This is a genomic window from Gemmata algarum, assembly GCF_034097035.1.
Classification (GTDB): domain Bacteria; phylum Planctomycetota; class Planctomycetia; order Gemmatales; family Gemmataceae; genus Gemmata; species Gemmata algarum.
Window position 1 is genome coordinate 1 of sequence record NZ_JAXBLV010000179.1, and the last position, 22,086, is coordinate 22,086.

The 22,086-nt window shown below is 67.9% G+C and carries 11 protein-coding genes; 6 read left to right on the forward strand and 5 right to left on the reverse strand.

Annotation, left to right across the window (positions count from 1 at the left end):
• Window positions 1-16: 16 nt before the first annotated feature.
• Complete coding sequence (locus R5W23_RS15525; protein WP_320687065.1) at window positions 17-1,414, reverse strand: hypothetical protein; 1,398 nt, start codon at window positions 1,412-1,414, stop codon at window positions 17-19.
• A 231-nt stretch (window positions 1,415-1,645) separates the two neighbouring features.
• On the opposite strand from R5W23_RS15525, the gene R5W23_RS15530 reads away from it, so the two are divergent.
• From R5W23_RS15530 to R5W23_RS15540, 3 genes are read left to right on the forward strand one after another with little or no spacing between them, the layout of a single operon-like run.
• Window positions 1,646-2,263: an AAA family ATPase gene (locus R5W23_RS15530; protein WP_320687066.1), complete on the forward strand. Its 618-nt coding sequence runs from the start codon at window positions 1,646-1,648 to the stop codon at window positions 2,261-2,263.
• Window positions 2,232-2,444, forward strand: a complete 213-nt coding sequence (locus tag R5W23_RS15535) for a hypothetical protein (protein WP_320687067.1) — start codon at window positions 2,232-2,234, stop codon at window positions 2,442-2,444. The genes R5W23_RS15530 and R5W23_RS15535 overlap by 32 nt, the downstream gene beginning before the upstream one ends.
• 42 nt (window positions 2,445-2,486) lie before the next feature.
• Window positions 2,487-4,868 (forward strand): BatA domain-containing protein, encoded by a 2,382-nt coding sequence (locus tag R5W23_RS15540; protein WP_320687068.1) that lies wholly within the window; start codon window positions 2,487-2,489, stop codon window positions 4,866-4,868.
• Window positions 4,869-4,916: 48 nt separating this feature from the next.
• Here R5W23_RS15540 and R5W23_RS15545 read toward each other — a convergent pair whose 3' ends face one another.
• Both R5W23_RS15545 and R5W23_RS15550 read right to left on the reverse strand, forming a co-directional pair.
• Entirely contained in the window at window positions 4,917-8,051 is a 3,135-nt protein-coding gene (locus tag R5W23_RS15545; protein WP_320687069.1) for an SMC family ATPase, read from the reverse strand.
• Between the two features lie 120 nt (window positions 8,052-8,171).
• The gene (locus R5W23_RS15550; protein WP_320687070.1) at window positions 8,172-9,407 is read right to left on the reverse strand and encodes a metallophosphoesterase family protein; all 1,236 of its coding nucleotides are present in this window, start codon (window positions 9,405-9,407) and stop codon (window positions 8,172-8,174) included.
• Between the two features lie 126 nt (window positions 9,408-9,533).
• Between R5W23_RS15550 and R5W23_RS15555 the strand changes: the two genes are divergently transcribed.
• From R5W23_RS15555 to R5W23_RS15565, 3 genes are all read left to right on the forward strand, one after another.
• Complete coding sequence (locus R5W23_RS15555) at window positions 9,534-10,913, forward strand: OprO/OprP family phosphate-selective porin (RefSeq protein WP_320687071.1); 1,380 nt, start codon at window positions 9,534-9,536, stop codon at window positions 10,911-10,913.
• Window positions 10,914-11,080: 167 nt separating this feature from the next.
• On the forward strand, window positions 11,081-12,391 hold the full coding sequence (locus R5W23_RS15560) for an efflux RND transporter periplasmic adaptor subunit (protein WP_320687072.1): 1,311 nt from the start codon (window positions 11,081-11,083) through the stop codon (window positions 12,389-12,391).
• Window positions 12,392-12,491: 100 nt separating this feature from the next.
• Window positions 12,492-16,253, forward strand: coding sequence for an efflux RND transporter permease subunit (locus R5W23_RS15565; protein WP_320687073.1), 3,762 nt, complete (start codon window positions 12,492-12,494; stop codon window positions 16,251-16,253).
• Window positions 16,254-16,360: 107 nt separating this feature from the next.
• Here the strand turns inward: R5W23_RS15565 and R5W23_RS15570 are convergent, their stop codons facing one another.
• Complete coding sequence (locus R5W23_RS15570; RefSeq protein WP_320687074.1) at window positions 16,361-21,079, reverse strand: beta strand repeat-containing protein; 4,719 nt, start codon at window positions 21,077-21,079, stop codon at window positions 16,361-16,363.
• A 574-nt stretch (window positions 21,080-21,653) separates the two neighbouring features.
• Complete coding sequence (locus R5W23_RS15575; protein WP_320687075.1) at window positions 21,654-22,085, reverse strand: hypothetical protein; 432 nt, start codon at window positions 22,083-22,085, stop codon at window positions 21,654-21,656.
• Between the last annotated feature and the right edge of the window lies 1 nt (window position 22,086).

Below are 22,086 nucleotides of genomic sequence, written 5' to 3' on the forward strand. Positions count from 1 at the left end.
TGTAGGGGTTGCGGTGTCATGCCGGTTCGACGAACTCGCTGTCGTCGAAGAACGTCACGCCACTGGTGCCGACGTTCTTCGTCGTGTTGAAAACCAAGTACAAGCCGTCACCTTGGGTCGCGGAGTTGCTCCCGATCCACACGCCGTTCAGGTTAATGGTGCCCTTCCCGAAGTAGATGCCGCCGCCCTTACCGGTCGTGCTGCTCACCACGTTGTTCTGGACGGTCGTCCCGCCGGTCAGGATCAGGATCGAACCCGCCGCGACCGGGTTACCGACGTAAATTCCGCCACCCCGGGTGGCGGCCGAGTTGCCGTTCACGTCCACCCCAGATAGGGCGACGTTCGACGCGGAGATGTAGAGGCCACCACCGCGGTCGGTGGCGATGTTGAGCGTCAGGTGGGTGTCGTAGATGGAGCCGTTCACGCCGTCGCCGAGGTAGATTGCCCCGCCAAGCGCGGCCTTGTTCCCGGTGAACCCGCCCCCGGTCACCTTCAGCGACTCGGCTTCCGCCGCGATCGCGCCGCCACGGCTACCCGTCGCCTCGTTCTGGCTGAACGTGCAATTCTCGACGTTCAGGTAGCCGTGCGAGAGGATCGCCGCACCCGGGTTGAAGTCGAGCTTCCCGTTCTTCACGGTCAGCCCGTTGAGTCGGGCCCGGACTTGCGAAGTAACCTCGAAGATGCGGTGAAGGGTCGTAGTGCTCGCGTCGCGCCGGACGGTAATGCCCTTGTTCTCCCCGTCAATGAACACACCCGAGCTGAGCGTTAGTTGCCCGAAGCCCGCGTTCGGATTGAGCGTAATCGTCGCCCCGTTTAGGGTGTCCTTGAACTTGATCCGCTGGGAGCCGGCGGGGTTCGGCTTACCGTTGACTACTGCGATCGCCTCCCGCAGTGAGGTCTCGCCGTCGAAGTTATCGACGACGTCTTGCGCGGTCGTGACAAGGAGCGTCGGAGCCGGGGCCGCGACCGGCCCGACCCCGGCGGCACCCGGCCCGCCGGTGCCACCCATGAAGCGCATGTCCGGCCCCAACTCCTCAACGCCCGTCATCGACGTGGTGAACGTGAAGTCGGCCGAGGCGCCGGCGGCGATCGCACCGCCCTGCCAGCCCAGCAGCGTCGGGTACCCGATGTACCCGACGGCGCCGCTCCAGCCCGAGCCGCCCCCGATGTCGGCCACGTCGTCCGGGTCGCCGACCGGGATGGCAAAGCCGCCGATGGCGTCGCCCGTCTGCTGGGTGTAGCCGGTGTTCGTGACGGTGTACGTCCACAGGTACCGCCCGGGGTGCCCCGGCGCGTCGTCCTCGACCGTGACCGTCACGTCGGCCCCCGGCGCGAACCCGTAGTACGACCAGGCGTATGTGTCGGTGAAGATGACGGCTGGCACGTCGCGGCCTTCCAGTGCTTCGACGGCCAACCGGCACTTCGCCGCGCGGCGGTCATTCGCATGGGGGGGGCGATTGTTTAAGGAGCTTGGCGATCCACTTGCGCATTATGGACTCCTGGTGCCACGAACGCTCGTGCCCGATATGGTGTATACACGAGCGACCTTACGGTATACTGTTTCTGAACGGTGTCAATGACAATCTTTGGCAGTTCTGTAACTGGCAATCGAGAAGCCCGACAGGTCGAACGCTGGGTGACGTATATGAATGATGCCGCAGCCATCCGCCCGCAGGTCGCGGTTCTCGCCGGCATCAACGGGGCCGGTAAAACGACCGCCTCACAGCACCTGCTCCGCGACGCGATGCGAATCCCGTCCTTCACGAACGCCGACGCCATCGCCCGCGGGCTGAACGCGTTCGATGTCGAATCGGTCGCGGCCAAGGCCGGGCGCGTGATGCTCGATCACCTGCACGAGCTGGCCGCGGCGCGCCGGAGCTTCGCCTTCGAGACCACGCTCTCGGGCCGGGCCTACGCCCGCTGGCTCCGCGAACTGGCCCAGAGCGGTTACGCCGTTCACCTGCTGTACTACTGGTTGCGAAGTCCCGATATGGCGATCCGGCGCGTCGCAGAGCGCGTTCGCGCCGGCGGGCACCATGTGCCGGACGACACCATTCGCCGACGATACTCGCGCAGCGTGCGCAACTTCCTCGACCTGTATCGACCTGTTGTGACCACGTGGCAGGTGTATGATAACAGCGAGGAACGGCGGCTCGTTGCGTTCAATAACAGCTATTTCGACACGGTTCTCGATCCCGATACGTGGAACGCTTTTCAACGGAGTGCCGACAATGCCGGAACAAGCGACGCTTCCAGCGAGTGACCTCCTTGACCTCGACGCCATCGCGCGTGCGCACGCCGCCGCCGACAAGGAAGCGCTCCTCGAACACGCGCGTATGGGACGTTCTGTGAGCGTGTGGCGGAACGGCGAGATTGTGGAGGTTCCGCCGGCCGAGATCTTCGCGCGGTACGGGCTCGACGAGTTCGGCCGTCCCAAGAGCTGAATCGTGCCAACACGCACCGTCCGCGGTGGTTAGAATGGCACCATGAACGCCATTCTTCTCGCGGGTGCGGCCCTCGTCGGGTTGCCGATCCTGCTGCACCTGATCATGAAGCAGGAGCCCAAGCGGCTCTCGTTCCCGGCGTACCGCTTTCTCAAGCAGAAGCTCAAAACCAACCAGCGCAAGCTGCGCCTGCGGCACTTCATCCTCCTCGCGCTGCGGATGCTCATCATCGCCCTGTTCACGCTCACCCTGTACCAGCCCTCGCTCAAAAGCGACCAGTTCAACATCCGCGGTGAGCAGCCGGTCGCCGCGGTCATCGTGATCGACACCAGCCCGAGCATGGGGTACGCCCCGGACAAGCTGTCCCGGCTCGACGAGGCCCGCCAGCGCGCGATCGAGTTGCTCAACGACCTGCCCGACCGGTCACCGGTCGCGGTGCTCGACACCGCCGACCTCACCGCGGTGTGGCTCCAGGACACCAGGGCCGCCCAGCGCCGCATCGAGGACCTCAAGGAAACCCGCGGCGGGGGCCACAACGTCAGCGCCGCCATCGCCGCGGCCTACCAACTGCTCGCGAAGGTGGACCAGGAAACCGACGCGGCCGACCCGCTTCAGAAGTTGGTCGCGGTGTTCACCGACCGCACCGCGTCGTCGTGGGACGGCACCCGGACCGAAGACCTCAAGAAGCTCCGCGAGCAGGTCCCCGATCCGAAGCCGACGCACGTTGTGTTCGACTTCGGCCCGGACCAGCCGGTGAACGTGTCCATCCTCGCCGTGGAAATGAAGCCGCAAATCGTCCCGGCGAACCAAACCGTCACGGTTGATGTGACCGTGGGGGCCGTCGGCGCGGCGGGCGAAGCGATTGAGGCGGTTGTTACCCCGAAGCTCACCGGCGCGGCGAAGGCCGACGGCTCGCTGGCGAAGCCGGTGAAGGTCGTCAGCGGCCAAACGCAGCGGGTGTCATTCGAGCTGCGGAACCTCAAACCCGGGCTCAATCAGTGGGAGTTCGCCCTCTCCAAACCGGACAACCTCGCGGCCGACAACGTCCGGTACCTGACTTTCAAGGTCGGCGCGGCCCGGCGCATCCTCACCATCACCGACGACCCGAAGGGCGCTACGTTTTGGCAGGTGGCGCACCTCACCAAGGAAGAGTTCGACTGCCTCGTGGTGACGCCGAGCCAAATCGAAACCGCCGAGGGCGGACAGGCGGTGGTGAAATTCGCCCCGGACCCGAAGAAGCCCGCGGAACTCGTCACCGAAGACCTGCGCAGCTTCGAGACGGTGTGCCTGCTGGCAGTGAACAACCCAAACCTACCGGCGGGCAACACCCTCTGGGACAAGCTGCGCCCGATGCTGCGCGCGGGCGGCAAGCTCATCGTGATCCCGGGCCGCGACGGCTGGACCGATCCCGCCGGTTATAACGACGTGGCGAGCGACCTGATGCCCGGCACCCTCGGCAAGGTGATCGACACGCGGCGCGTGACCCCGCCGCCGCCGCCGCAGACGGCCTCGACCTGGGAGGAGCCCCGCGAGGGCAAGAACGGGGTGACGTGGGTTCTGGACGAGAAGGCCCTCGCGCAGCCGCTGTTGAAGCCGATCGACTCCTGGCGACAGCAAAGGACGGAGCGGCTGAACGTGATTTCCAACCCCCGCGTGACCTGGAAGTTCTGGGACGTGACGCCCGCCGCCGGCGCAACCGTGGCGGTGCGGTACCGCGACGCCGAGAAGCCCGAGCAGCAGCACCCGGCGGTGTTGGAGCGATCGGTAACGGACCCGAACGACGGGAACAAGCCGAAAGGCAAGGTGGTGCTGCTCACGACGCGGATGGACGTGGGCGACGACCGGGACAACTGGCACAACTACTGGGCGCAGGACGGGTCCTGGTTCGTGGCGTTTCCGAACCTTCTGGTGCGGTACCTCGCCGGTGACACCGAGGACGCAAACTTCAACTACCCGACCGGCGCAATGGTGACGGTCCCGCTGCCGCGCGGGAAGTTACAGCGGGAGAGCGTGGTGCTGTTCGAGGGGCCGCCGAACGTGATCGTGGGCAACGATGCCACGATCCGCCCGGGCGACAAACAAACGGAGCTGCGCATCAGCCCGCCGAAGACGAACGCCCCCGGCAACTTCGCGCTGTCCGTGCGTCCGGGGGCGACGGAGGTGTGGCGCGACGGGTTCAGCCTGAACGTGCCGGCCGACGAGAGCAACCTTGCGAAGGTCGATGTGAAGGATGTGGAGGAGTTGGTCGGCGAGGGGCGCGTGATCGTGGTGACGCCCGCGACGAAAAACGTGTCACTGGCCGACCTGTTGACAACCACCCTGGGCGGGCTGATCGACCTGTTCCCGTGGCTGCTGATCGCCGTACTCGGGCTGCTTGTGGGTGAGAGCTTCATCGCGAACCGGTTCTACCGCCGGGTGCGATAGGACCGGTTCGCGATCCCGGCGGGCGGCAAGCGTGAAACGCGATACCGCTTACCGCACCAGCCGGCTCACCCGCGTCGCGCCGTCCTGCAACTCGAACTTGTACCCGTCGGGGAACGCGTCCGCGAACTCCTCCTGGTGCGACACGAGCAGAATGCAGTGCAGGTGCCCGCGGAGGTTCTGGAGCTCCTGGATCATCACCTGCCGGCCGGCCCGGTCCAGGCAACCGAACCCCTCGTCGATGATGACGCTCTCGATCGGCCGGTGCTGCTTGCTCGCGTACTGCCCGATCCCCAGCGCGAGCGCCACCGCCACCCGGAACCGCTGGCTCCCGCTCAGGAACGCCACGTTGATCGCGCCGCCGCCGGTCACCCGGTTCGCGCACTCCAGGTCCAGCGCCTTGTCGGTCCCGGCCTCGGACTCGACCAGCCGCATGAACAGTTGTCCGCCGCTCAGCCGGTCCAGAACCGCGTTCGCGTAGTCAACGATCTGGCGCTCGGCCTGGCGCACCAAGTGGCGCTGCAAGCGGTCGCGGCCCAGCAGCTCCGCCAGCACCTTATGGCGGTTGTGGTCGGCGTCCACCGCGCGGAACCGCTCCGCCAGCTCGAAGCGCTGCTGCCGGTAGCCGTCCAGCACGCGCCGGCGCCCGAGCGCGTCGAGGTGCTGTTGGTTCCGAAGGTCCAGCTCCTTTCGCGCCGCGGCCACCTCGTTCCGCACGTCGTCCGGCAAGCGGCGTTCCTCTTCCGGGAACGCATCGGCCTCGCCTTCGAGCTGCTTGATTTCGGCCCGGAGCGGGTCCAACCCGCCCCGCGCGGCCTGGAGCTGCGTGTACCGCGCTTCCGTATTTTTGGTCACCAGTTCGTCGAGTTCGTCCTGCCACCGCGCGCGGTCCGTGAGCCCCGCGGTTTCGAGCGGCTTCTGCCACGCGGCCGGGAGCGCCTTCTTCGCGCGTTCGATCGACTCGCCGCTCTGCCGGCGGCTCGACTCCTCAAGCTCCAGTTTGCCCGCGATGGTGACCAGTTCTTGCTCCGCGTTGTTCACGGCGCGCTGGTAACGTTCGATGTCGCCCTCGGTCGCGGTGATCTCTTTCTTGCCCGCTTCCAGCGCCGCCTTAACGCTTTTCTCTTCGCTCTGCTTCGCGACGTATTCCTGACGGAGCGCGCCGGGGTCGCCCCCGGGCAACGCGCGCTGCGCCCGCGCGAGCCGCTCGCGCGCCGAGTCGAGCTTCGCCCGGAGGGCCTCGGCCTTTTTTGCCTCCTCCTGCGCGGCCTTCAACCTCCGGCGGGTGAGTTCGATCCCGCGGGCCTCGTCGTTGAGCGCGGCGAGATCCTGCCGGTTCGGGTACGTCACCGCCGACCAGTCGGCCGGCTCGGACGGGCCGAGCTTCTGCTTGAACTCGTCGGGCAGCGCGAAGTACGTTTGCCGGCACGCCTCGGTCAGGCGCTTGATGTCGGCGGTCGTCTGCTTGAGCGCCGCGTCGGCGTCCTTCCACCGGTCGCGAAGGTCGGTGAGCCGCTTGCGCTCCGTGACTTCCTTCGAGGCGAGTTCGTCCTCGCGCGTGCGGGCTTTCTCCGCGCCAACGGTCAGCGTCTTGAGCCGCTCCTCGGCCTTTTTCGCCTCGGCCTCGCGGGCCTTCTTCTCGTCCGCAAAATGCTCGGGCGTGAGCTTCTGGCCGCACGCCCGGCACTTCGTGACGCCGGTCATGCTCTTGAACTCGTCGGCGAGTTCGCGTGCCTGCCGGGCGAGCGCGCGGGCCTCGGCCGCAGCCTGGTCTTTTGCGGCCCGGTCCTCGCGGGCGGCCTTCGCATCCGCCTCGAGTTGCGTGAAGTCCTCTTTCGCCTTGATGCCCTCGGCCTTGAGCCGCGACTCGTCGGCGCGGACCTGCCGCTCGGCCGTAACCGCCTTCGTGAGTTCGGAGCGGTCCTGGTGCAGGCGGTCCAATAGCGCGACGTGCTGAGCGAGCAGCGCGAGCCGCTCGTGTTCGGTCTGGAACTCGCGCACCCTCGCGTCGGTGTCCTTCGGGAACGGCTTCAGCTCGTCGTCCAGGCGCGCGATCTCGGACTCCGCGTCCTCGACCTGTTTGACCTTTTCGAGGACCGCGGTCAGCTCGCGCAAGCGCGTTTCGAGGTGCCCCTTTTTGGCCTCGTTCTCGGTCTGCGTGGTTTTGAGCGCGGCGAGCTTCTTCCGGAGCTGCGAGAGCGTGTTATCGGTCTTACGCCGGGTCTCCGTCACCTCCTCGCGCTCCTTGGTGAGGCGGTCGGTGTTGCGCTCCGACGCGTTGACCCGGCCGCGCTCGGTGACGATCGTGTTGACCGCCGGAAGCACGTCGCGGAGCTCGCGCAGCCGGGTGTGGTCCTTCTCGATCGCGACCGCGGTGCCGAGCAGCTTTTCGGCGCCTTGGAGCTTCGCCCGCACCCCCTGGAGCTTGGCCTGCGTGTCGGTCCAGCGCCGCGCCCGCAGCTCCAGCGCGTTGAGGTGGTCGATGCGCTCCTGCGCGCGCAGCCGCGCCTCGTCCAGCTCCAGAATCTGCGCCTCCACCTCGGCGTACTCCTCGTTGGTCACCTCCTTCACGCCGAGCAGTTGATTCGTGAGGCCCTCCAGCTCGCTCTTGAGCGCGCGGCGCTTGTCGTCGGCTTTTCCGTGAAGCTTCTGGTAGCGCTCCAGGTCCACGATCCGCGCGAGCACCCCCGCGCGCCCCGCCGGGGTGCTGTCGAGCAGCTTTTCCGATTTGCCCTGGAGCAACAGCACCGACGACGTGAACGTCTCGTAATCGAGCCCGATCTTGTCCTTCACCCAGGTGTCGAACTTCGCCTTGTACTCGGTCCCCGCCACCGCCTCCCACGTCTCGCCGGTGATCTCGCTGTGCGTGTGCTTCAGCACCTGCTGCGTGCTGGCGACGCCGCTCTGGCGCTTGCGCACGGTCCGCTTGATCCGGTACAGTTGCCGCTCGCTGGTGAAGTCGAACTCGACGCTGAGGGTGGTGGCTTCCTTGTTGATGAGTTCGGCGGCGCTCTGGCTCCCGCCGCGGTGGTGGCCGAACAGCGCGAACGTGACCGCGTCGAAGATGCTCGACTTGCCGCTCCCGTTGGTGCCCGACAGCATCCACAGGGGCGCGCCGTCGAAACGAATCTCCTGCTCGTCCTTGTACGAGAGGAACCCGGACAGCTTCACTCGTTGCGGGATCATTTCGCCGTCTCAATCCAGAAGGCAGAAACGGCACAAAAAGCTCAAAAAGAGGCCAAAGAACATCCGCTCTCAATTTGTGTTCTTCTGCTTCCTCTTGTGCCGTTTTGCGGCCATTAATGCTTAGTTTTCCAGTTCCTTCAGCAGCCCGTCCGCGATCTTCAGGATCGCGTCCCGTTCGCCCTCGTCGTGCTGAACGAGTTCTTGTCCCAGGTACTCGCGCACCGTTTCGCCGAACCCTTTTCCGCCGGCGCCCTCCGCGGGGTTCACCAGCGTCGGGCCGAGTGCGCCGGTTTCCTGCCAGTCGCGGGCGTACCAGCGCGGGAAAATGCGGTCCAGGTCGCGCAGCACGTCCTCGAGCTGGTCCTTGCCCGAGGTGTAGCGGATCTGAAGGTTCACGAGGTCGTTCTGCGCGTCCGGGAACTCCTCCCGCAGCCGCGGGATGTCCTGCGCCGGGTCCAACACGACCACTTCGTAAATCGGAGTGGACGGGAGCGGCAGCACCTCTGGCTCTCCGTTCCGCCCGGTTCGGCCGATGTCGACCAAAACGACGCCCTTCTGGTCGCCCTGTTCGCCTAGGTCCATGCGTTCGATGCTGCCGCAGTAGCGCATGTGCGGCGCGCCAACGACTTGCGGCTTGTGAATGTGCCCCAGCGCAACGTAATCGAACTGCTGCGGCAGGTCCGCGCCCTCGACCACCACGTCCTCTTCGATCGTAATCCGGAACAGGCTCGGCCCCACCGTCGAACCGTGGACGTGAACGTGCGCGCTCAGCACGGCGGGCGCGGTGGCGTCGTATTTAGGGTGCGCGCGGATCTCGCGCAGCGCGTCGGCCCACGCCGACACCAGCAGCGCATTTTTCTCCTCGGGGCTGCCATACTTCAGGGCGGCGTCGCCGCGGAAGAACCGGTGCGGGGTCGGGAACGGCATCAGCACGAACTGCACCGGGAACCCGTCCGTTCGGTCTTCGAGGCGCAGGAACGTGGGCTCGGCCGCGAGGTAGAGCCGCCCCGGGGGGACCACCTCTCCGGGGCGCCCGATCGTGGGCGACGCGAGCGACATCGCGCTCACAAGCGTCTGGCAGAAGTTCTCGTTGTCGTGGTTGCCGGTGAGTGTGAGGATCGTGCCGCCGGTTTCGAGGAACTCGCGGAACACCTCCTGCCAGTGCCGGATCGTTTCGCGCAGCCCGTCCGGGCGAGCCAGCTCGCTGAACAGGTCGCCGGCGACCAGGAGCACGTCCACGTTCTGCTCTTTGCAGTGCGCGGCGACGCGCTCGACCGCTCGGCGGAGGTCGTCGGTACGGTCGATCCGGCCGAGCCGGTCCCCCAGGTGCCAGTCGGCGGTGTGGAGTATTCTCATACCCGCGTATTGTGCCGCCGCGCCGCGCGCCGCGAAAGGTCAGATAGCGCCTCGGGTTCCGGTTGATTCACCCCGCGCATGTCGTTAAAGGACCGGAATCTCCGATGCTTGACGGAACTCCGATCGATGTTGCGCCCCCTGTTCGCGCTGGCTCTTTGCGCCGCTTGCCTCATTTGCGCACGCCTCAGCGCTCAGGAGCGGCCGGCCGTCACCAATGCACCGGTCCAACCGGTCGAGGCCACCTCCCCCGCGGAACTGGTGCCGGCGGCGGACGGACCGAAGGACAAGCTCACGGAACTGATGCAGCGCGTCTCCAACCTGGAAGACGAGCTCAAAAAGTCGAAGCAGAAGGCCGCCGACGCCGCCAAGAAGCCCACACTCAACTGGTCCGTCCAGATTCAAGCCGACTCGATCTGGTCCGATCAGGACGCGGTGAACCGGGCCGCCGTCGGGAGCATCCCCGACGGGGCGGCGTTTCGCCGTGCCCGCTTCAACATGTTCGGTGAATACGGCCAGGTCGAGTACCGACTCGGCTTGGACTTTGCGCTCCCGGGCCGGCCGTCGTTCATCGACGTGTTCGTCGGCCTCAACGACGTGCCGTGGCTCGGTCACGTCCGCGCCGGGCACTTCTTCGAACCGTTCGGCCTCGAGCAGTACAGCCAGAACCGGTTCATCACGTTCATGGAGCGTAGCCTCCCGACGGAGCCGATCAGCCCCGGCCGCAACACCGGGGTGATGGCGTTCGACACCTACGCGGACCAGCGCGGGACGTGGGCCGTCGGGGCCTTCCACACCGACAGCGACGTGTTCGGCGACGACACCGGTAACGATTTCCGCACCGCGGCGACGGGGCGTGTGACGTACCTGCCGTGGTACGACGAAGCAACCGACGGTCGCGACCTGCTCCACCTGGGGCTCGCGTACTCGGCCCGGGCCACGAAGGGGGGCCAGGTGCGGTTCGCCGTGCGCCCGGAGCTGCGTTCCGGGTCCGCCGCGCCCAACGTGCCCAACTTTGTGGACACCGGGGCCGTCGGGGCCGGGTTCTATCAGCTCATCGGGGCGGAGGCGCTGCTGATCCGCGGCCCCTTTTCGGCTCAAGGCGAGTACGTCCTCGTCCCCATCGACACCTACGCCAGCGGCGCGGTCTACCTTCAGTCCTGGTACGTGTACGGCAGCGTGTTCTTGACGGGTGAGAACCGGACGTACCGGCGCAGCACCGGCATGCTCGACCGGATTTCGCCGCGCCGCGATTTCGTCGGCCGGGAGGCGCGGAGCTTGGGCCGCGGCCCGGGCGCGTGGGAACTGGCACTACGGCTTTCGCACCTCGACCTGAACAACGGCAGCGTCCGCGGCGGCCGGCTCACCGACCTGACCGCCGGCCTCAACTGGTACTTGAATCCGTATCTGCGCATCACGGCGAACTACATTCGCGCGTTCCAGACCACCCGAACCGGGCGGCACGGCGCCGCGGACCTCTACGGCGTGCGCGTCGGGTTCGATTTTTGAACCGCCCCCAAACACTTCGTACAAGCATAGTCCAGCGGACTAATGCCCAACACTTTTCTCCATCCGTAAGGGCCGGCGTCGGCGCCAGTAATACAGGTAAAACGGTGCGCGGGCCGGCGCGCCGCTTGCACTATTGCACCCCGTTCAACCTCGCAAGGAACGTCGCGATGCCCCGAATCTGGCTGGGCACTTTTCTGGTCGCGGCCGTTAGTGCCCTGGCCGGGTGCCGCGCGCAGAAGCCCGCACCTCCCGCGCCCCCTCCCCCCCGCGTGACCGTCGTCCGACCCGCCACAACGCCCGTGCGCGACTACTGGGTGTACAACGGGTACCTGAACACCACCGAATCGGTCGAGGTGCGGTCGAAGATCCGCGGGTTCCTCACCGAGGTGCTGTTCAAGGAAGGGACCGAGGTCGCCGAGGACGCGCCGCTCTATACGATCGACAAGCGCGAGTACAACACGGCGGTGCGGAAGGCGGAGGCGGAGCTGCTCAAGGCCGACGCCGAGATCAAAACGTGGGAAGCCCAGATCGAGCAGTCGAAAGCCGACCTGGAGCGGGTCAGCGGGCTCATCAAGGTCGCGTCCGCCTCGAAAGCGGACCTCGATCTCGCCAGGGCAACGCTCGGGGTTCGGGTCGCCGAGTTAAAGGCGGCCGAAGCGAACCGCGACGCCGCAAAGGAAGCTCTGCACTCCGCGAACCTGATCCTGAGCTACACGGACATTAAGGCGCGGATCCCGGGTCGCATCGGCCGCACGCACGTCCACCGCGGGAACCTGATCCAGGCCGACACGACGCTCATGGCTACGATCGTTCGCGTGGATAAGTTGTACGTCGAGTTCGACGCCCCAGAGGCGGACTACTTTGCGGCCCAAAAGGCGCGGATCCGGGCGCACCCGTCCGGGGATGTGGCCGACATCGAAATCGGGGTCGGCGACGAGCGCGACTTCCCGCACCGCGGCACCCTCGACTTCCGGGACAACCGCGTCGAAACGGCAACCGGCACGATTCACGTGCGCGGGACGCTCGACAACCCCCTGCTGGCCAACAACGTCCGGCTCCTCTACCCCGGCATGTACGCGCGGGTGCGCGTGCCAAAATCCGACTACACGCAGCAAACCGTAATCCCCGAAGATTGCCTGCTGAGCGGCCAGGAGGGGCGGTTCCTGTTCGTGGTGGCCGCCAACAACGCGGTCGAGAAGCGAATCGTCACCGTGGGGGCGCCGGTGTGGAAAGCGCCGCCGCCCGAGCCCGGCAAGGCGCCGCCCAGTTGGATCGCGGTCAACCCGACCCCGGCCCCGCCCGCGGAGGGCCAGCCGCCCGCCCCGAGCCGCCGCCCGATCAAGTCGGTCGTGGCGATCACCGCCGGCCTCCTCCCGCAAGACCGCGTTATTCTCGACGGCCTCCAGCAGGCCCGCCCCGGTGCTCCCGTGGCGCCAGAGGAGTGGAACCTGATCCCGCCCGCCGCGCCCAAGAAATAACCTCCGCAGCGTGTTGATCCGGGCAGCCGCGCTCACTCGTGGCCGCCGCGGATCGACACGCGCTCCTCGTCTCGCCCCTCCCAATACACGCACCCGCCGCATGATTTCGAACTTCTTCATCGACCGGCCGATTTTTGCGAACGTGCTCGCGATCATCACGCTCCTGTTCGGCGCGGTGGCGCTGTACCGGCTCCCGGTCGAACGGTACCCACCGATCACCCCGCCCACGGTGGTGGTGAGCGGGCTGTACCCCGGGGCCAACGCCAAGGTGGTGACCGAGACCGTCGCCGCCCCGATCGAGCAGGAGGTGAACGGCGTCGAGAACATGATGTACATGTCCTCCACGTCCTCGGCCGACGGCTCGTACTCGCTGACCATCACGTTCGAGATCGGCACGGACCTGGACGCCGCCCAGGTGCTGGTGCAGAACCGGCTCAGCATCGCCGAGCCGCGGCTCCCGGAAGAGGTCCGCCGCCAGGGGCTCCAGGTCCGCAAGCAGTCGTCGGCGATCATTCTGGCGATCTCACTGACCGCGCCGCCGCCGAAGGATCGGTATGACCTGACGCTCGACCCGAACTCCCTGAGGGCCACCGGCGCGGCCCCCGAACACGTGCTCGAGGCGGTCCGCGCCGCCGGGGCGCGGGTTGAGCCGCATCTGTCGCACGTCACCGAGATCGCGGCCGGGGTGATCGCGGCCGGCTCGACCGGCGCCGCACCCGCAACCGAACACCCGCTGTACTACCGGATCGCCGTTGCAGACGACTTCGCCAACGACGGCCCCGCGGGCGCGGACAAGTTTCGCGCGCTCACCGTCCGCCCCCCCGGCCGCCCGCCGATGCCGCTGACGGACGTCGCCCGCGTGGACACGCTCCCGGACCCCTACGACGGGCTGTTCCTCTCGAACTACGCGACCCTCAAGCTGCGCGACGAGCTGAGCCGCGTGACCGGCGTCGGCGACGTGCTGGTGCGCGGGGTGGGCGCGTACTCGATGCGGGTGTGGCTGAACCCGGACAAGCTCGCCGCCCGGCAGCTCACGACCGAGGACGTGCTGGCCGCGCTCCAGCGCCAGAACGTGCAGGTCGCGGCCGGCCAGGTGGGGCAGCCGCCGAACCCGTCCGGGCAGCGGTTCCAGTACACGGTGACCACCCTGGGCCGGCTCCAGGACCCGGAGCAGTTCAAGAACATCATCGTGAAGTCCGGCGCGGCCGGGCAGATCGTCTACCTGCGCGAGATCGCGGACGTCGAGCTGGGGGGCCAGTCCTACGACTCGTTCGCGTCCCGCAGCGCGTTCCCGGCGGCCAACATCCTGATCTACCAGCTCCCCGGGTCCAACGCGCTGAACGTGGCGAAGGGCGTGCGGGCGGCGATGGAGAAGGTGAAGCCGACGCTCCCGCCCGGGGTCGAGTACAGCATCCCGTTCGACACCACCAAGTTCGTCGAGGCCGCCATCGACGAGGTGTACACCACCCTGTTCGAGGCCGGGGTGCTGGTGCTGGTGGTGATCCTGGTGTTCCTCCAGAGCTGGCGCGCGCTGTTCGTCCCCGCGACGACGGTGCCCATCACCATCATCGGCGCGTTCGCGTTCATGCCGTTCCTCGGGTTCTCGGTGAACCTGCTCACGCTGTTCGGGCTGATCCTCGCCATCGGCATCGTGGTGGACGACGCGATCGTGATCGTGGAGAACGCCAGCCACCACATCGAGAAGGGGATGACGCCCCGGGCGGCGACGATCCAGGCGATGAGCGAGGTGACCGGGCCGATCATCTCGATCACCTTCGTGCTGATCGCGGTGTTCCTGCCGACCGCGTTCCTGGGGGGCATCACCGGACAGCTCTACAAGCAGTTCGCGCTGACCATCGCGGCCACCGCGGTCATCAGCGCGGTGAACGCGCTCACGCTGAAGCCCGCGCAGTGCGCCGTGTGGCTCAAGCCGGTGAAGAAGAAGGGGCTGTTCTCGCGGGCCTTCGACGCGGTGTACGGGCCGATCGAGGGCGCGTACGCGTGGAGCGTGAAGTGGCTGCTCCGCGCGTGGCCGGTGGCGCTGGTGGCGTTCCTGGCGCTGGCGGTCGGCACCGGCATGTGGTACCAGCAGACCCCGCAAGGGTTCCTGCCGGACGAGGACCAAGGGTACATCGTCATCGCGGTCCAACTGCCGGACGCGGCCAGCATCGACCGCACCCGCGAGGTGACGGACCGGATGAACACCGCCCTGCGGAACACGCCCGGCGTGGAGAACTGGTTCGTGCTGGGCGGGTTCTCGCTGCTCGACGGCACCGCGGCGCCCAACAGCGCGACCGCGTTCGCAGCCTGGAAGGACTGGAAGCACCGCAAGGACCCGGCGCTCAGCCAGGAGGCGCTGGTGGCCCGGCTCCAGCGGGAGTTCGGCGTGTACCGCGACGCGATGATCCTGGTGCTGGTGCCCCCCTCGATCCAGGGGCTCGGGTTCGTGGGCGGTTTCCAGATCCAGATCGAGGACCGCGAGGGCGTCGGGACCGACGTGCTTCAAGAGCGGGCCAACGCGGTCGTGGCGGCGGCGGCGCAGCGGCCGGAGATCGAGGGCCGCCAGACCCGCAGCACGTTCCGCGCGGGCGTGCCGCAGATCTACCTCGACATCGACCGCGAGAAGGCGGAAAAGATGGGCGTGAAGGTGGACGACGTGTTCAGCACGCTCCAGGCGAACCTCGGGTCCGTGTACGTCAACGACTTCAACAAGTTCGGCCGCACCTACCAAGTGCGCATCCAGGCGGACGCCCGGTTCCGCGGCGACACGGACATCATCAAGCGCCTGGAGGTGCCCGGGCGCGAGGGCGGCGTGAACCCCGACGGCTCGGCACGGACCGGCCCACGCCCGCGGGTGCCGCTCGGCACGCTGCTCGCCGCGGACGTGGTGATCGGGCCGCAGTCGATCATCCGCTACAACCTGTACCCCACGGCCCAGATCCCGGGCCGGGCGAAAGAGGGCATCAGCTCCGGCGAGGCGATCGCCGCGATGGAAGAGGTGGCGAACAAGGAGCTGCCGCCGACGATGGGCTTCGAGTGGACGGCGCTCTCGTACCAGGAGAAGCGGTCGAGCGGGTCGGCGTTCGACCTGCTCGGCAAGCCCATCACCGAGTCGTTCATCGTGTTCGGCCTCGCGGTGCTGATGGTGTACCTGGTGCTCGCGGCGCTGTACGAGAGCTGGCTGCTGCCGTTCGCGGTGATCCTGGTGGTGCCGCTCGGGCTGCTGGGTGTGGTCGCGGCCGTGAACACGAAGGCGTGGCTGCACGACAAGTACCCGTCGATCGCGTCGATGGACAACAACATCTACACCCAGATCGGCGTGGTGCTCATCATCGCGCTGGCGTCGAAGAACGCGATCCTGATTGTGGAGTTCGCGCGCGAGCTGCGGTTGGGAGGCCGGAGCGTCCGGCAGGCGGCCCTGGAGGCCGCCCGGATGCGGTTCCGGCCGATCATCATGACCAGCTTCGCGTTCATCCTCGGCGTGGTGCCGCTGGTGCTCGCGACCGGCGCCGGCGCGGCGAGCCGACAGTCGCTCGGCACCGCCGTGTTCGGCGGCATGATCACCTCGACCGTGCTGGCGGTGTTCTTCGTGCCGGTCTTCTACGTGGCGATCCAGGGCTTCATCGAGCTGATGAACGGCCCGCCGAAGCCGTCGCCGGGCGAAGAGCCGGCGGTCGCGGCCGGTCACCACAGCCACCAGCCGGCGGCGGAACCGGTCGCCGAGGTCCCGGCGACGCCGCCAACAGAAGTGCCACATGAGGACCGGAGCCCGCCCGATGACCCGGCGGCGCCACCGGTCGGACCGGTGGCGCCCGAGCCGGACACCCCGGGACCGGCCGACAGCGTGCAGAAGCACCCCTGACCGGGGCCGGCCGGTCGGGGAAAGCCCGTGAGCCCGCGCGCCGAGTCAAACGCTCGGCGCGCGGGCTCACATTCGTGTCGGAGCTGGGGTCGTCACCGATCGGCCGATCAGCCGACGTAAACGCCGCCGGTAAAGCTGGTGCTACCGGCGAACAGGCTGCTCACCTCCAGGCCGTTGACGAACGCTTTCACGTGCGGGCCGGCGCCGGGGCCGGCGCCGGTCAGCACCGCCGTCTGACCGTTCACGACCCCGGTGCCCACGCGGACCCCACCCCGGAAGCCGGCGTCGTAGGCGAAGAAGCTCTGGAGCAGCGACCCGTCCGACGCGCTGAACACCTTCACGTGCGCCCGGGTGCCAGGCCCGGTGCCGGTGACGATGTCATCGCGGCCGTCCCCGTTAACGTCCCCGGCCGCCACGTACACCCCGCCACCGAACCCGGCGTCGTACGCGAGGAAGCTCCGGAGCAGTGACCCGTCCTTGCCGCTGAACGCCTTCACGTGCGGGGCCGACCCGGGTCCCGAGCCGGTGATGATGTCGTCGAACCCGTCCCCGTTCACGTCCCCGGTCGAGACCCGCACCCCGCCCCGGAACCCGGGGTCGTACGCGAGGAAGCTCTGGAGCAGCGACCCGTCCTTGCCGCTGAACACCTTCACGTGCGGAGCCGCCCCGGCGTCCGCGGCGACGACGATGTCTTCACGACCGTCCCCGTTCACGTCCCCCGTTGCCACGAACACTCCGCCCGAGAACCCGGAGAACGCCAGGAAGCTGTACAGCAGTGTGCCGTCCGCGGCGAACACCTTCACGTGCCCGCCGGCGGCGCCCGCGCCCGCCCCGGTGATCGTGTCCGCCAAGCCGTCGCCGTTCACGTCCCCGGACGCCACCCGGATCTCCCCGCCGAACCCGGCGAACGCGGTGATCGGCGTCCCGGGCGCACCGGTCACCGGGTCCACCGGGCGCACCGTGCCGGGCGTGCCGCCGCCCGTGCCGATGCTGACCACCGCCGGACTGGTTTTGTCGTCGTTGGTGATGGTGCCGGTGCCGGTGCCGGTCGCGATGGTCGCGTTGCTGGCTCCCGAGAGCACGACCGTGAACGTCTCGTCGGGCTCGACGGTCGTGTCGCCTGTCACTGCGACGGTGATGGTCTTCGAGGTTTCACCCGGCGCGAACGTGAGTGTGCCGGAGGCGCTCGTGTAGTCGCTCCCGGCCTGCGCCGTCCCGTTCGCCGTGGCGTAGTTGACGGTCACGGTCTGGGCGCTGACGGCCGACAGCGTCACGGTAAAAGTGAACGCCGTAGAGCCGGAGTTGCCCTCGCCCGCTGTCACGTTACCGATGCTGACGGTCGGCGGCGCCACCGACACCACGACGTCGTTTCCGGTGCCGCCGACATAGCTGATGGTGAAGGTCTTGCCGCCGGAGGTGAATGTCGCGCCTTCGGGCAGCCCCGCGAACGTCCCCGTCACCGCGTCGACGCCGTCGTTGGCGATCAGGATGAAACTGGTGCCCGCCGACGGAGCGAAGCCGAGTGTGGTGCTGAGGGTTGAACCGGTCAGGTTCACGGTTCCCGTCACCGAAGCCTGGTCGTAACCGGTCCCGACCGTTGTACCGTTGATCTCCGCGCTGAACGTGGCCCCGGCCGGAAGTGTCAGCGCGCCCGTGTTGATCACGCCCGGGGACGTGCCCGGGGCCAACGTCGCGCCGGACACAGCCGTGACGGCCGGAACAGTACCGGTCCCGCCCAGCGTCGCGCCGTTACTCACTTGTACGCCCGAGCTGGTAGCGATGCTCCCGGTGACGAGTGTTGTGCCGGCGCTCGCGGTGGTAGCGCCGGTGTACGTGTTGGTGGCCGACAGGGTCAGGGTACCGGTCCCGGCCTTGGTGAGGCCCCCGGCACCGGAGATGACGCCCGACGCCGTCACCGCGGCCGAGTTGGTGATGGTCGCGGCGCCGCTCAGGGCGATGGCGTTGTCGATGGTGGTGGCCCCGGTGACGGCGAGCGTGGTGGTGGCCACCAGGGTCACCGCCCCGGTGCCCAGGTTCGCGTCCCCGGCCACGCTCAGCGTGCCGGCGCTCACTGTGGTCGTGCCGGTGTACGTGTTGGTGCCCGACAGGGTCAGGGTTCCGGTCCCGGCCTTGGTGAGCCCGTTGGCCCCGGAGATCACCCCCGAGAGGGTGACCGCGGCCGAGGTGTCAACGGTCGAGGCGCCGCTCAGGGCGATGGCGTTGTCGATGGTAGTGGCCCCGGTGACGGCGAGCGTGGTGGTGGCCGCCAGGGTCACCGCCCCGGTACCCAGGTTCGCGTCCGCGGCCACGCTCAGCGTGCCGCCGGACACGGTGGTGGCACCGGTATACGTGTTGGAGCCCGACAGGGTGAGCGTGCCGGTCCCCGCCTTAGTCAGGGCCCCCGTGCCGCTCATCACACCCGAATACGTGGTGCTCGTGTTATCGCCGCCGGCCGTGAGGAAGTTCACACCGAGGCTCACGCTCCCGGCGCCCGCGAGCGAGCCAATGGTCTCGTCGGCGCTCACAGCCAGGGTGGCCCCGGCGCTGACGGTGACGGCGCCCGTATCCGCGATCGCCGAGTTGCTCCCGAGTGTCAGCGTGCCCGCGCTCACCGTGGTGGCGCCGGTGTACGTGTTGGCCCCCGACAGGGTCAGGGTCCCGGTCCCGGCCTTGGTGAGCCCGCCGGTGCCGGCGGCCACGCCCGAGAACGCGGTGCTCGTGTTGTTCCCGCCGGCCGTCAGCGTGAACGTGCCCAGGGTCACGCCCCCGGCACCGGCCAGCGAACCGACCGTCTCGTTCGCGCCCAGCGCCAGGGTGCCACCGGCGCTCACCGTTACCGCGCTCGTGTCCGCGATCGCCGCCCCGCCGTTGAGCGTCAGCGTGCCCGCGCTCACCGTGGTCGTGCCGGTGTACGTGTTCGCGCCGCCCAGCACGACCGCTCCGGTACCCTGGTTCGAGACCGTCAGGCTACCGTTACTCACCACGCCCGAAAACGTGAGGTCCGCGCTGATGCTGTCGTTGATGGTGCGCGTGCTGCCGGTCAGGTCCACCGCGCCGGTGAACGTCAGAGCGGCCGCCCCCGACATCGTGAACGTACCGCCGAGCGTCAGCGCGTTGGCGATTGTCCGCGGGGTCCCGCCCGACGCCCGCACCTTCCCGCCGTTGATCGCCAGCGCGCCCGAACCGAAGGCCGCGTCGTCCCCGAACTGCAGGATGCCGTTGTTCAGCGTCACGGTGCCGCTGTAGGTGCCACCGTTGGCCACAGGGATCGAGAGCACGTTACCGCCGACAGTGCTGTTCACGGTCAGCCCGGCGGACCCCGTCAGCGTGCCGTTCAGGGTGACGGACCCGTTCGACAGGTCAACGGTGGCGCCGCCGCTGCCGACGGTCACCGCGACGCTGGTGCTCAGGGACACGGACGCGGCCGAGAGGGTGCCGCCGTCGAGAGTCAGCGACGCGGTGCTGCCGAGCGAGTTCGTCGCGAGTGTGCCGCCCGAAACGGTGGTGGCACCGGTGTACGTGTTGGCGCCCGAAAGGGTCAGGGTGCCGGTCCCGGTTTTGGCGAACCCGCCGGTCCCGCTGGCGATGCCCGAGAACGTGGTGCTCGTGTTGTCCCCCCCGGCCGTCAGAGTGAACGTGCTCAGCGTCACGTTGCCGGCCCCGGCGAGCGAACCGACCGTCTCGTTCGCACCCAGCGTCAGGGTGCCACCGGCGCTCACCGTTACCGCGCTCGTGTCCGCGATCGCCGCCCCGCCGTTGAGCGTCAGCGTGCCCGCGCTCACCGTGGTCGTGCCGGTGTACGTGTTAGTGCCCGACAGGGTCAGGGTCCCGGTCCCGGCCTTGGTGAGCCCGCCGGTGCCGGCGGCCACGCCCGAGAACGCGGTGCTCGTGTTGTTCCCGCCGGCCGTCAGCGTGAACGTGCCCAGGGTCACGCCCCCGGCACCGGCCAGCGAACCGACCGTCTCGTTCGCGCCCAGCGCCAGGGTCGCCCCGGCGCTCACCGACACCGCGCTGGTATCGGCCACCGCCGAACCGCCGTTGAGGAGCAGCATACCGGCACTCACGGTGGTGGCGCCGGTGTACGTGTTGGCCCCCGACAGCGTCAGGGTTCCGGTTCCGGCCTTGGTGAGCCCGCCGGTCCCACTGGCCACGCCCGAGAACGTGGTACTCGTGTTGTCCCCGCCGGCCGTTAGGGTGAACGTGCTCAGCGACACGTTCCCGGCTCCGGTGAGTGAGCCGATGGTCTCGGTCGCCCCGAGGGTCAGCGCGGACCCGGGACCCACCGTCACCGCGTTCCCGTCGCCCAGCGCCGCCCCGCCGTCGAGTTGCAGCACGCCGCCCGAGATCGTGGTGCCCCCGGTGAACGTGTTCGTGCCCGACAGGATGAGGTCCGCCCCGCCGGACTTCGTCAATGTTCCTGCGCCGTCAATGCTCAGCGAAATCGCGCTCGAGCCCACGGGCGTCGAATCCGTCACCGCCGTCACCACGGTAACGGGTTGCGTGCCGGTGATCGTGTAGCCCGGGAAGCTGAGCTGGATTTCGCTCACCGTCAAACCCGGGATATCGTTGTTGCTCGTGAAGGTCGAGGCCGAACCGTCGAACACGAGGACATCAGCGTTCGAACTTGGAACAGTCGTGTTCATCCCCCCGTCGTTCCAGTTACCCGAAGTCGACCAGTTGTTGTTCCCCATTGCCCCACCGATCCAGGTGAGCGTTGCGGGGACCGTGCGGTCTTCGAGGAGCGCCAGTTGCAACCGTGTGCGGGTAGACGTGGCGGCGGAGGCGAACGTTTGTGTTCGGCGGAGCAACGCGGAAAGGAGCGACATCTCTGACCTCGGGCTTGGGAGTGGGCGGCGCGACCGCTCGAGCCGCAGACAAGGAATCACCGACCCGCCGCATGGCCGACGGTCGGAGGGACGGGACTCACCGGCTCAGTCGATTGACGCGCGCACGTTCACACGCACGGCGGACCCGATGCCCGGTGGTGAGCGTCGAGTCAGTGCGTGCGGTAGCGCTGCACCTGAACAATCGCAGTGCGAGTCAAGAGCGGTGATTAAGTACCCGCACGAATCCTATTTAGATTGAGGAAATACGGTATGCAAGCAAGATAGGCAAAATTCATGCGGGAAGTGCAACCCTTCCGCCAGTGAAAGTGAGCCGATTAGTTGCGGAGAGCGAGCCGTTCGGATCCCATTTCCGGTTTCGAAATCACCCATCCGAGAGTTGTCAAGGAAGCACGATTCGCCCCGGTTCCTGAGTGCGTCCGCGTTCCGCGAGCGGTGCTGCGGACGCTCAAAGCGCTGTTGAGGATCACAGCGCGCACCGTTTCGCAACCGCTCGCGGCGCGGACGCACTCAAAGCATAGCCACATCAGTCGGCGCCGACTCGCGCCGTGCCCAATCACTTCTGCTTGAAGTCGCCGGAGTACGGCTTCGTACCGACCTTGCCGCTGATGGTGCCCACCAGCTTCTTGTCGGTCTTGAAGGCGTCACTCTTGCCCGTGAACACCGACGACTTCCCCTTGGGGTCGTCCTTGGCCGGCTTGGCCTCCAGCTTGACCGTCGTGGCCGGCTCCGTGGTCTTCAGCGCGAGGGTCAGCGTCTTGGCGTCGATCGGCAAGGCCCGGCCCTTGTGAAGGTCGTTGTGGTTGCCGTACACGTACACCGTCACGTCGCCCGTCTTGGCGTCCGCGACCACCTCCAGGTGGAGCTCCTCGTCGCCCCACTCCGCGACCGGCCCCTTGTGCGGGCCGACCTCGTCCTCGGCCCGACTCACACCGCCGAACGCCAGCCCGATCACCGCCACCAGCCCCAGCACGAACATCGTGCGCATC

What these genes read in the sequence shown, in the direction of transcription:
- R5W23_RS15555 (WP_320687071.1), top strand. Translation starts at nt 9,534, where the DNA reads ATGTTGCGCCCCCTGTTCGCGCTGGCTCTTTGCGCCGCTTGCCTCATT.
- R5W23_RS15570 (WP_320687074.1), bottom strand. Translation starts at nt 21,079, where the DNA reads ATGTCGCTCCTTTCCGCGTTGCTCCGCCGAACACAAACGTTCGCCTCC.
- R5W23_RS15530 (WP_320687066.1), top strand. Translation starts at nt 1,646, where the DNA reads ATGAATGATGCCGCAGCCATCCGCCCGCAGGTCGCGGTTCTCGCCGGC.
- R5W23_RS15550 (WP_320687070.1), bottom strand. Translation starts at nt 9,407, where the DNA reads ATGAGAATACTCCACACCGCCGACTGGCACCTGGGGGACCGGCTCGGC.
- R5W23_RS15560 (WP_320687072.1), top strand. Translation starts at nt 11,081, where the DNA reads ATGCCCCGAATCTGGCTGGGCACTTTTCTGGTCGCGGCCGTTAGTGCC.
- R5W23_RS15575 (WP_320687075.1), bottom strand. Translation starts at nt 22,085, where the DNA reads ATGCGCACGATGTTCGTGCTGGGGCTGGTGGCGGTGATCGGGCTGGCG.
- R5W23_RS15545 (WP_320687069.1), bottom strand. Translation starts at nt 8,051, where the DNA reads ATGATCCCGCAACGAGTGAAGCTGTCCGGGTTCCTCTCGTACAAGGAC.
- R5W23_RS15565 (WP_320687073.1), top strand. Translation starts at nt 12,492, where the DNA reads ATGATTTCGAACTTCTTCATCGACCGGCCGATTTTTGCGAACGTGCTC.
- R5W23_RS15535 (WP_320687067.1), top strand. Translation starts at nt 2,232, where the DNA reads ATGCCGGAACAAGCGACGCTTCCAGCGAGTGACCTCCTTGACCTCGAC.
- R5W23_RS15540 (WP_320687068.1), top strand. Translation starts at nt 2,487, where the DNA reads ATGAACGCCATTCTTCTCGCGGGTGCGGCCCTCGTCGGGTTGCCGATC.